Origin of the sequence: Micromonospora sp. NPDC000207 (assembly GCF_040300925.1) — a bacterium.
GTDB lineage: Bacteria > Actinomycetota > Actinomycetes > Mycobacteriales > Micromonosporaceae > Micromonospora.
In genome coordinates this window covers 1-10265 of record NZ_JBEPEQ010000156.1, presented here as the reverse complement: position 1 = coordinate 10265, position 10265 = coordinate 1, and the positions used below count along the sequence as shown (strand labels likewise).

The window sequence follows — 10265 nt, the reverse complement described above, 5'->3', positions numbered from 1 at the left end:
CCGCTCGGCGCGATGCGCTACCTCGCCGTGGCCGCCCCGGGCACCGTCGAGCGGTGGTTCGGCGACGGGCTCACCGAGGCCGCCCTCGCTACGGCCCCGGTCGTCGTCTTCGACCGTCGGGACCGGCTGCAACACCGGTTCCTCAGGGAGTTGGTCGGCCGGGAGACCGACCCGCCGGTGCACTACGTGCCGTCGGTGCCGGCGTTCAGCGAGGCCATCCGCCGGGGCCTCGGGTGGGGGCTGGTGCCCGAGCAGGTCGCCGGCGCGGACCTCGCCGTCGGACGGTGCCGGGACCTCGTCCCGGGCCGCCACGTCGACGTGCCGCTGTACTGGCAGCACTGGCGGCTCGACTCGGTGGTCCTGAAGGCCCTCACCGAGGCGGTCCGGGCCGCCGCCGACACCGCGCTGCGCTGATCCGTACCCCGGGAAGGTCCGTCCTCACCCGTCGATGGTGCAGATGGCCGCCCCGGCGGTGATGACCGCACCGACCTCGGCGGCGAGCCCCGCCACGGTGCCCGCGCGGTGGGCGTACATCGGCTGTTCCATCTTCATCGCCTCCAGCACCACCACCAGGTCGCCCTCGGCGACGACGTCACCGTTCGCCGCCGCGATCTTCACGATGGTGCCCTGCATCGGAGCGGTGAGGGCGTTCCCGTCGGCCGGGCCACCGGAGCCGGAGCCGCCACCCCGCCGGGTCGACCGCCGGGCGGGCGTGGCGGCGGGTGCGGAACCGGTCGTCCCGGCACCGAGACCGGCCGGGAGGGTCACCTCCAACCGCTTGCCGGCCACCTCCACCACCACCGTCTCCCGTCCGGCCGGGGACTCGGCGACCCCGCCCACGACGTCGTACGGGTCGATGGTGTTGTCGAACTCGGTCTCGATCCACCGGGTGTGCACAGCGAACGGCTCGGCGGTGAAGGCCGGATCACGGACGACCATCCGGTGGAACGGCAACACCGTCGCCATCCCCTCGACCACCATCTCGTCGAGCACCCGTCGGGCCCGCTCCAACGCCTCGATACGCGTCCGACCGCAGACGATCACCTTCGCCAGGAGCGAGTCGAAGGCCCCGCCGACGACGTCCCCGGCCCGGACCCCGGTGTCGACCCGCACCCCCGGGCCGGTGGGTAGCCGCAGCGCTGTCACAGTGCCCGGGGCGGGCAGGAACCCCCGCCCCGGGTCCTCCCCGTTGATCCGGAACTCGATCGCGTGCCCGCGCGGGGTCGGGTCCTCGGTGATCCGCAGCCGCTCCCCGTCGGCGATCCGGAACTGCTCGCGGACCAGGTCGATGCCGGCGGTCTCCTCGGTCACCGGATGCTCCACCTGGAGCCGGGTGTTCACCTCCAGGAAGGAGACGGTCCCGTCCGCGCCGACCAGGTACTCCACGGTCCCGGCACCGTGGTAGCCGGCCTCCCGGCAGATCGCCTTCGCGCTGTCGTGGATCTGCGCCCGCTGACCGGCGGTGAGGAACGGGGCCGGGGCCTCCTCCACCAACTTCTGGTGCCGACGCTGCAACGAGCAGTCCCGGGTCCCGACCACCACGACGTTGCCGTGCCCGTCGGCGAGGACCTGCGCCTCCACGTGCCGGGGCCGGTCCAGGTACCGCTCGACGAAGCACTCTCCCCGACCGAACGCGGCCACCGCCTCCCGGGTCGCCGACTCGAACAGATCCGGGATCTCGGACATGGTGCGGGCCACCTTCAGCCCGCGCCCACCCCCACCGAAGGCGGCCTTGATGGCGACCGGCAACCCGTGTTCGGCGGCGAAGGCGGTCACCTCGGCGGCGTCGGCGACCGGGTCCGGCGTACCCGGCACCAGCGGAGCACCGGCCCGCTGGGCGATGTGCCGGGCGGTCACCTTGTCACCAAGGTCGCGGATCGCCTGCGGAGTCGGCCCGATCCAGGTCAGCCCGGCGTCGACCACCGCCTGGGCGAAGTCGGCGTTCTCGGAGAGGAAGCCGTACCCCGGGTGGACGGCGTCGGCACCGGACCGGACGGCGACGTCGAGCAACCTACCGACCGAAAGGTACGTTTCGGCCGCGCTCTCCCCGCCGAGGGCGTACGCTTCGTCGGCCAGCGTGACGTGCAGGGCGTCCCGGTCCGAGTCGGCGTAGACGGCGACGCTGCCCAGACCGGCATCCCGGCAGGCCCGGACGACACGGACGGCGATCTCGCCACGGTTCGCGATGAGTACCTTGCGCAACGTTCAGCTCCTCCCGCAGACCCCGTCGTCAGTGAGCTTATCGGCCGACCCGTCAGGTACTTAACGGTCGATCAGTGTGTGCGGTAGCACCTGCGGACGGGCCCGTGCGGCCAGGGCGGACGGGAAATAATCAACGCCGGACCGGACCGGCACGGCAGGAGCAGCGATGATCGAGACACGGGGACTACGCAAGTCCTACCGCTCCCGGGTGGGGCGGGAGACCAGGACCGTCGACGCGGTGCGCGGCGTCGACCTGAAGGTCGCCGAGGGGGAGATCTTCGGATTCCTAGGCCCGAACGGCGCCGGCAAGACCACCACCCTCCGGATGCTCGCCACCCTGATCGAACCGGACGGCGGGGAGGCCGTCATCGCCGGGGCCGACCTGCGCAAGGCCCCCGCCGAGGTGCGCCGCCGCATCGGGTACGTCGCCCAGGGCGGAAGCACCTGGGACGAGTCGACCGCCCGCGAGGAACTCGTCCTGCACGCCCGGATGTACGGCATCGGCAAGGCCGACGCGCAGGCCCGCACCGTCCGCGCCCTGGAGGCCTTCCAACTCACCGAGTACGCCGACCGCAAGTGCAAGACGTACTCCGGCGGTCAACGCCGTCGGGTGGAGATAGCCCTCGGCATCATCCACGAGCCGAAGATCGTCTTCCTGGACGAGCCGACCACCGGCCTCGACCCGCAGAGCCGGGCCTACATGTGGGACGAGATCAGGCGGCTGCGGGCCGAGGGGATGACAGTCTTCATCACCACCCACTACCTCGACGAGGCCGACGCGCTCTGCGACCGGATCGCAATCATGGACCACGGCGAGGTGGTGGTGGAGGGCACCCCGGCCGACCTGAAGCGGGAGATCTCCGGCGACGTGCTGGTCGTCGGGCTTGACCCCGACGCCGTCGAACCGGCAAACAGCCTCCTCGCCGACGAACCGTACGTCCGCAAGGTCGAAAGCGGCGGGGACAGCGGCCTGCGGCTCTACGTCGACGAGGGCGCCACCGCCATCCCGTGGATCCTGCGCCGCGTCGACGGCGCCGGACTCAAGCTGCGCTCCATCGAGCTGCAACGCCCCAGCCTCGACGACGTCTTCCTCACCAAGACCGGCCGCTCGCTGCGCGAGTCCTGACCCGGCATCCCGTCGGATTCGCGCCCTGTCCTGACCCGGCATTCCGTCCTGACCCGGCATTCCGTCCTGACCCGCATCCGGAGAGACAATGAAAACCGCCCGTGACACCTGGCTGGTCTTCCAACGCCAGATCCTGCTCCTGCTGCGCAACCCGGTCTGGGTCTTCGTCGGCGTCTTCCAGCCCGTCATGTACCTGCTGCTCTTCGCCCCGCTGCTCAAGTCCGCGCTGAACGCCCCCAGCCAGGCCGAGGCCTACAAGATCTTCGTCCCTGGCCTCCTGGTCCTGCTGGCCATCTTCGGCGGACTGTTCCAGGGCTTCGGCCTCATCGCCGAACTCCGCGCCGGGATCATCGAACGATCCCGGGTCACCCCGGTCAGCCGGATCGCCCTGCTGCTCGGCCGGTCCCTGCGGGACGTGGTCTCGTTGATCGTCCAGGCGATCATCATCACGATTCTGGCGCTCGCCTTCGACCTGCGGGTCTTCATCGGCGACCTGCTGCTGGCGTACCTGATGCTGGCGCTGATCGCGTTGATGACCTCGGCCGTCTCGTACGGCGTCGCCCTCAAGGTCAAGAGCGAGGACGCGCTCGCCCCGCTGATGAACACCGTCGCCCAACCGGTCCTGCTGCTCTCCGGCATCCTCCTGCCGTTGGCCCTCGCCCCCGGCTGGCTGCAGGGGCTCGCCAAGTGGAACCCGTTCTCCTGGGCGGTGGACGGCACCCGCGCCCTCTTCGTCGGTGACCTCGGCAACGAGAAGGTCTGGCAGGGGCTGGCCATCACCGCAGTCCTGTCGGTCGTCGCCGTCGCCTGGGCCGCCCGCCAGTTCGCCCGCAGCGTCCGCTGAGCGTGTGAGAAGGGACCCCTGCAGCTGGGGACCCTTCTCACACCCGGGCGTCGGGGGTGCCGCTCCGATCCGGTGGGGTCGGTCAGCGGACCCGGGCCAGGGTCAGACCATCAGCCACCGGCACCATCACCACGTCCACCCGTACGTCGGCGACGACCTCGTCGTTGAACGCGGCGATCGCCCGGTCCGCCTCGTCACGGGGGGCGAGCACCCGGCCGTGACGCAGCACGTTGTCCACGGCGATGAGGCCACCCGGCCGCATCCGGGGCACCAACTCGGCCCAGTAGACCGGGTAGCCGGTCTTGTCCGCGTCGATGAAAGCCAGGTCCAGGTACGGCTCGTGGGGCAGGTCGCGCAACGACTCGGCAGCCGGGCCGATCCGCAGCTCGATCCGGTCGTCGACGCCGGCCCGCGCCCAGTACCGGCGGGCGATCCCGGTGTACTCCTCGGAGATGTCGAGGCAGGTCAACCGCCCACCGTCGGCGAGCCCCCGGGCGATCGCCAACGAGGACAGCCCGGTGAAGGTGCCCACCTCCACCGCCTGCCGGGCACCGACCAGTCGGGTGAGGAAGGTCAGCAACGCCGCCTGCTCCGGTGCGACCTGCATTCCTGCCTGCTCGGGGAGGACCGAACGGGTCTCCTCGGCCAGGTCCCGCATGATCTCGTCCGGCGGGGTTCCGTGCGCCACGAGATAACGGTGCAGGTCATCGGTGAGCGTGAGCGTCTTGGTGGTCATGATGGGACGTTAGCCGAGCGGATGCCCGACCTGAACGTTCGACTCGTCCTTCGTCCAGAGATCGACGATGCTCAGGTCGAGGTCGGCGAGGAGCCGGCGCAACAACGGCAACGACAGCCCCACCACCGTGCTCGGGTCCCCTTCGATCCGCTCCAGGAACGGCCCGCCGATCCCGTCGATCGTGAACGCCCCCGCCACGGCGAGGGGTTCACCGGTCCCGACGTACGCGGCGATCTCCTCGTCACTGACCGACGCGAAGTGCACCACCGTCGAGGCGACCGCTTCGCTGCGTCGACCTGCGGCGACGTCGATCAGACAGTGCCCGGTGTGCAGTACCCCGCTGCGCCCCCGCATCCGCCGCCACCGGTCGGTCGCATCAGCCGCGTCCGCCGGTTTGCCGAGAATCTCCCCGTCGAAGCCGAGCACCGAGTCGCACCCGATCACCAACGTCCGCTCGTCGCCGTCGCGCAGCCGATCGAGCACCGCCTCGGCCTTGAGTCTGGCGAGTTCCAGACAGAGTTCCTCGGCCCGGTCACTGACCACCTGGGACTCGTCGACCCCACTGACCAGCACGTCGGGTTCGATCCCGGCGGCCTGCAGCAGCTTACGGCGGGCAGGGCTCGCCGAGGCGAGCACCAGACGGAGCGGCATCAAGTTCGGCACGTCGCCGAACCTACCGGCTGATCCGGGGTGGCGGGTCATCGCCACTTCGTCGACGTCTCGCCACGTATGCCCATCCACCACCGGCCGCCAACAGAACCCCGAGGGTGACCCAGCCCCGTACCCCCGAGCCGTCCTCACCGGACTCCCTCGCCCCGGATCCGTCCCCCACCGCGACGTCAGTCGTCACTGTCGGCCCATCACCCGCCGGCGGGTCCGCCGTCGGCGCCGACCCCAACGGTGGTACGTCCGCAGTCAACGCCGCGACCAGGTCGATCACACCGTGGCCGTACTGGTCGTCGCGGCCGGGCGGCCCCTTGTCGATCGCAGTCGCTGTCAACCGGTGTACGACCTCACGGGCCGGCAACGAGGGATACTTCGCCCGAATCAACGCCACCGCCCCCGCCACAATCGCCGTGGCCCCGGAAGTCCCAGTCCCCCGACGATAATCTCCGTTGTTCGAGGTGCTGTAAATGTCAACAGCCGGTGCGGCCACGTCGATTTCCGGGCCAGAAACCGAGATGTCAGCGTGTTTTCCGTCTTGGTCAATTCCACCCACCGCGACAACCCCCGGTTCAGAAGCCGGATATTCGACTCCTCGGTTCCAGGGAAAGTTTCCAGCACCCGCTACTACAACGACATTCGATGTCAGTGCGAGTCGAATAGCGCGTTCTAGTCGGGGGCTCGATCCGCCAGAGCTGGATATACTGATGACGTCCACCATTTTTGAGAGTGCGTACTCAACGCCTTGTGCAAGCGTGTCCGGGTCGCCTTGTCCGTCGATTCTAGACTCGATGACAGGTACGATTAAGGCCTTTGGTGCGATACCTAAAGCGCCGATGTTGGAACCTCTGCCATGGGCGGCAACCAGGCCAGCCATTCCAGTCCCGTGGCCGTTCTTGTCTCGGCGTCCATCCTTATTTGCTGTGCCTGATAGATCTTTGCCAGGAAGTAAATTATTTCTCAGGTCGGGGTGAGGGGATACGCCGGTGTCCAGTATGGCGACTATGGTTCCTTGGCCCTGGCTTATTCGATGTGCGTCTAGGGCTCGCAGGTAGCTAAGGTGCCACTGGAGTTGGCGAACAGGCTTATGGAGGCTTGGTTCTGTTTCGCCTGCTAAGGCGAGCGGATTTGGTAATAGAAGAGCCGCTGCTGCCGCAAGGTTTAGTAGGGGACTCATCTCTTGAGTCCGATGGCTGGTCCAGGGTCCACGGGCCCGTCGTCGCCGGGTGGATAAACTACTGGTGGAACGCCTTCATCAATCTGCCACGGGTCCTCCTCTTCCCATTGACGCGCTTGACGATTCTCGATTCTGGGATGGTTGGGTCTACCAGGGGTCCCGCTTGAGTTGATGCTAGGGGTCATTCCTGGTCCTATGTGCCTGACCGATGAGGAGGGGCCACCGCTGAAAGCCGGGCTCCAGCCAGTCCCGGCTCTTGAAGGATCTCCGTTTCCCCCTCCGCCGATCACTCCGCCGATGGGGTTGACCCGACGAGGGGGCGTGCTCCCTGTTGGAGTTTGTCCTGGTCCAAGTCCAGGCGGCATTCCAATGATTCCACCGGATTGTATGCTTCGAAGCGTGTTGGATTTAGGTGGTTGATTTGAATCTGGATTGTCCATTCCGCCGAACCCAGGTTTGGTGATTGGGGTCAAATTTGTCAGCGGCGCGGGACCGCGAACCGGCGCGATTGGTTTTATGAGAGGTGGTGCGCTGCTTGGACTAGGGAAACTCATGCCAGCAGTAGGTTGCCCGATCGGGGAGGCAGGGGGCGGTGAATTTACGCCCAGAGGGGGGCCAGAATTGGCTCCGCCGAGGATTGGCCCGGGGTTCGGCCCTGGTAGCCCGTTCGAAGGGTTTCCAGTGGGAGGCGAAGAGGGAAGAATTACTGACCTTTTATGCGTTGTTGGTGGCGTGGTGGAGCCTGCTGGTTGCGTTCGAATGGGAATCGGTGCGATCGGCGGAATTATTGGAGGCTGTCCACTGCCGCTGATCGGAATTGAGTCGCTCTCGTCCACGGTTAAGCGGCTTTGTGGAGGTTTTTGGAGGGCGGCTTGGGCTTGGTGGAGTTCGGTGCTGAGGCCGTACATGGCGACTCGGGCGCGGGCGTTCAGGCGCTCCAGGTCGGCGTCGGTCACGGGAGGCCGGTCGGGCATCCGGCTTCCGGCGACCGCCTTCGGGTCGGCCAGGATCTCCTCGTACGCATTCTTGTCGCGGGACTTGACCGCGTACTCGTCGTGGAGGGTCTTGATCTGGGCTCGGGTGGTGGTGATGGCGTGCAGGGCGGCGGAGAGTGACCTGTGGTTGGCCACGGCCGCGTCGTGGGTGTGTTGGACGCGGGCGATGAGGGTGTCCAGCTCGCCGACGTAGGCGCGGGCGGCGGCGTTGCCCTCCGGGGGCCACGCCTCGGCGAGCCCGCGCCGGTATTCCCTGAGGTGGCCGAGGTGGGCTGCGGACAGGTCGCAGATCTTGCGCCAACCGGTGACGTGCCGCCAGTGGTCGGTGGTGTCCTGGTCCTGGAGGCAGGCCCACATGCTGGGCAGGCTCATCAGGTGCCAGGCGGTGAGGTCGGCCCGTCCGTTGCCCCGCTCGATCATGGCTGCACCACCGGGCCGGTGGGGTCGGAGAGGGCGGGGCCGGTGGGGTCGGAGAGGTGGGGTGCGGGGGACGGGACGTCGGTGAACCGGGCCTGGGCGAGCGCACCCTCCACGTCGGTCACCCGGGCGGCGGCGAACGCGTCTGCCTCCCGGTACCGGTCGGCCACCCGGCCGGCGGCCTCGGCGAGCCGACCGGTGTGCCCGCCGACGGCCCAGACCATGTTGGTGGCGGCCTGCTGGGTCTCGTGATGGGCTTGGAGGAAGCTGACCAGTTCGAGGAAGGCGTCGGCCGGGTTGGGGACCGGCACCTGCATGTCGTCGGCGATGTACGACAGGTGCGGCGTGTAGTTGCGTCGCACCTCCGCGTCGAGTTTGTCGGCGAACTCACGCATCCGCCGGATGTCGGCCTCGATCGCGCCGTAGCTGCTCATCCAGGACGCCGGACGGTCCTCTTCCGGAATCATCGAGCCTCCGCACTGTCACCGCGCTGTCTCCGTCGGTGAGGTTAGCGGGTCCGGGCATCCCCCGGCAGTCCCGTTCCGGGTGGTTCAGCGGGGCAGTCCGGAGCTCCGCCACGCGTTGGGGCCGGGGGTGGGTGCGGTTGCCGCCGGTCGGGCGCTCCGTGCCCAGGTCGAGGGGGCCGGTGGGCTCGGTGTGGTGGTCGACAGCGACCGGGAGGTCAGTACGCCTGTCAGCGCGGCCAGTTCCTCGGCGGTGGGTGTACCCCGGACGACCCGGAACAGCGGTTCCTCGGCGGACATAGCACCCGAGGGTACGCGTGGACAAGCTGATCTTCGCGGAACAGGGCGTGCCGCCGATGTGCGAATCTCGGCCGCCGGGTAGCGTCTCTGGCGATGTCTGACGCGCAGTCCCAACTCGTCGCCAACCGATATCGGCTGATTTCGCCGCTCGGTCAGGGCGGTATGGGTCGGGTGTGGAAGGCCCGCGACGAGGTGCTCCACCGGGACGTGGCGATCAAGGAACTCGTTCCGCCGCCGGCGCTCACCGACGACGAGCGCCGCGAGATGCGGGAGCGTTCGCTTCGCGAGGCCCGTGCCATCGCCCGGCTCAACCACGCCAACGTGGTACGCATCTTCGACGTCCTGCGCACCGACGGCGACCCGTGGATCGTCATGGAGTACGTCGCGTCGAGGTCGTTGCAGGACGCCATCGCCAAGGACGGCCCGGTGTCGGCGGCCCGGGCGGTGGAGATCGGGCTCGGGGTGCTCGGTGCGTTGAAGTCGGCGCACAAGGCCGGGGTGATGCACCGGGACATCAAGCCGGGCAACGTGCTGCTCGGCGAGGACGGGCGGGTGGTGCTGACCGACTTCGGGCTGGCCACGATCCCCGGTGACCCGAACGTGACGCGTACCGGAATGGTGCTCGGCTCGCCCGCGTACATCGCGCCGGAGCGGGCCCGGGACGGCACGACCGGGCCGGAGGCCGACCTCTGGTCGCTGGGGGCGACGCTCTACGCCGCCACCGAGGGCAAGTCCCCGTACGCCCGTTCGTCGGCGATCGCCACCCTTGCGGCACTGGCCACCGAGCCGGTGCCCCCGCCGAAGAACGCCGGTCCACTGAAGGCGGTCCTCAACGGGCTGTTGAAGAAGGACCCGAAGGAGCGGATCAGCGCGGAGGTCGCCGAGCGGCTGCTGCGGCGGGCCGGTGGGAAGCGGACCCGGACGATCCCGCTGCTCGACGGCGTACGCCGACCGGGGCCGAACGGTCCCCGTGAGCCGCGCCCCCTGGTGGTCCCCGCGCCCCGACCGGCCGGTGAGCAGCCGACCCAGGAGGCGTCCGGGAAGCAGACCGGGCCGGGCAGGACGGCCAAGCCGACGGCCCTGGCGGCCGGGGCGGCGGTGGGTGCCACCGCCAAGGTGCCGTCCCCGGCGAAGCCCCAGGACGTCGGTGACCCGACCACGAAACTTCCGGCGGACGCCGACCCGACCACGATGTTCTCGCCGGGGAGCGACACCGGTGGGTCGGGCACCGTCGGCGGCGACGCCGGGTCGACGTCGGCGGTGGGAGGCGGCACGCCGACCTCCACCGGCGCCGAGCCCACTGCCGCGCTGTCGGCCGACGCCGACCTGACGGCGACGGCC

10 protein-coding genes are annotated in these 10265 nt (G+C 69.1%); 4 read left to right on the top strand and 6 right to left on the bottom strand.

Annotation, left to right across the window (positions count from 1 at the left end):
- Nucleotides 1-414 (top strand): LysR substrate-binding domain-containing protein (locus ABT336_RS25335; protein ID WP_350899768.1); only part of this gene is annotated, 414 nt, incomplete at its 5' end.
- Between the two features lie 24 nt (nucleotides 415-438).
- Here ABT336_RS25335 and ABT336_RS25330 read toward each other — a convergent pair.
- Nucleotides 439-2202 carry an acetyl/propionyl/methylcrotonyl-CoA carboxylase subunit alpha gene (locus ABT336_RS25330; RefSeq protein ID WP_350899766.1) on the bottom strand — a complete coding sequence of 588 codons (1764 nt, stop codon included), beginning with the start codon at nucleotides 2200-2202 and terminating at the stop codon, nucleotides 439-441.
- Nucleotides 2203-2368: 166 nt separating this feature from the next.
- On the opposite strand from ABT336_RS25330, the gene ABT336_RS25325 reads away from it, so the two are divergent.
- Together ABT336_RS25325 and ABT336_RS25320 are read left to right on the top strand one after the other, a co-directional pair.
- Nucleotides 2369-3328, top strand: a complete 960-nt coding sequence (locus ABT336_RS25325) for an ATP-binding cassette domain-containing protein (protein ID WP_350899764.1) — start codon at nucleotides 2369-2371, stop codon at nucleotides 3326-3328.
- A gap of 88 nt (nucleotides 3329-3416) precedes the next feature.
- Complete coding sequence (locus ABT336_RS25320; RefSeq protein ID WP_350899762.1) at nucleotides 3417-4172, top strand: ABC transporter permease; 756 nt, start codon at nucleotides 3417-3419, stop codon at nucleotides 4170-4172.
- 82 nt (nucleotides 4173-4254) lie between these two features.
- Here ABT336_RS25320 and ABT336_RS25315 read toward each other — a convergent pair whose 3' ends face one another.
- The 5 genes from ABT336_RS25315 to ABT336_RS25295 form a co-directional block, all read right to left on the bottom strand.
- Nucleotides 4255-4908: an O-methyltransferase gene (locus ABT336_RS25315; RefSeq protein WP_350899760.1), complete on the bottom strand. Its 654-nt coding sequence runs from the start codon at nucleotides 4906-4908 to the stop codon at nucleotides 4255-4257.
- Nucleotides 4909-4917: 9 nt separating this feature from the next.
- Nucleotides 4918-5559 carry a Maf family protein gene (locus ABT336_RS25310; protein ID WP_502891265.1) on the bottom strand — a complete coding sequence of 214 codons (642 nt, stop codon included), beginning with the start codon at nucleotides 5557-5559 and terminating at the stop codon, nucleotides 4918-4920.
- 22 nt (nucleotides 5560-5581) lie between these two features.
- Nucleotides 5582-6748, bottom strand: coding sequence for a S8 family serine peptidase (locus ABT336_RS25305; protein ID WP_350899756.1), 1167 nt, complete (start codon nucleotides 6746-6748; stop codon nucleotides 5582-5584).
- 1411 nt (nucleotides 6749-8159) lie between these two features.
- On the bottom strand, nucleotides 8160-8627 hold the full coding sequence (locus ABT336_RS25300; protein WP_350899754.1) for a hypothetical protein: 468 nt from the start codon (nucleotides 8625-8627) through the stop codon (nucleotides 8160-8162).
- Between the two features lie 84 nt (nucleotides 8628-8711).
- Nucleotides 8712-8924, bottom strand: a complete 213-nt coding sequence (locus ABT336_RS25295) for an acyl-CoA carboxylase subunit epsilon (protein WP_350899752.1) — start codon at nucleotides 8922-8924, stop codon at nucleotides 8712-8714.
- 93 nt (nucleotides 8925-9017) lie between these two features.
- Here ABT336_RS25295 and ABT336_RS25290 point away from each other — a divergent pair.
- The coding region (locus ABT336_RS25290; RefSeq protein ID WP_350899750.1) for a serine/threonine-protein kinase at nucleotides 9018-10265 on the top strand (1248 nt) is incomplete at its 3' end.

What these genes read in the sequence shown, in the direction of transcription:
- ABT336_RS25325 (WP_350899764.1), top strand. Translation starts at nt 2,369, where the DNA reads ATGATCGAGACACGGGGACTACGCAAGTCCTACCGCTCCCGGGTGGGG.
- ABT336_RS25320 (WP_350899762.1), top strand. Translation starts at nt 3,417, where the DNA reads ATGAAAACCGCCCGTGACACCTGGCTGGTCTTCCAACGCCAGATCCTG.
- ABT336_RS25315 (WP_350899760.1), bottom strand. Translation starts at nt 4,908, where the DNA reads ATGACCACCAAGACGCTCACGCTCACCGATGACCTGCACCGTTATCTC.
- ABT336_RS25310 (WP_502891265.1), bottom strand. Translation starts at nt 5,559, where the DNA reads ATGCCGCTCCGTCTGGTGCTCGCCTCGGCGAGCCCTGCCCGCCGTAAG.
- ABT336_RS25305 (WP_350899756.1), bottom strand. Translation starts at nt 6,748, where the DNA reads ATGAGTCCCCTACTAAACCTTGCGGCAGCAGCGGCTCTTCTATTACCA.
- ABT336_RS25300 (WP_350899754.1), bottom strand. Translation starts at nt 8,627, where the DNA reads ATGATTCCGGAAGAGGACCGTCCGGCGTCCTGGATGAGCAGCTACGGC.
- ABT336_RS25295 (WP_350899752.1), bottom strand. Translation starts at nt 8,924, where the DNA reads ATGTCCGCCGAGGAACCGCTGTTCCGGGTCGTCCGGGGTACACCCACC.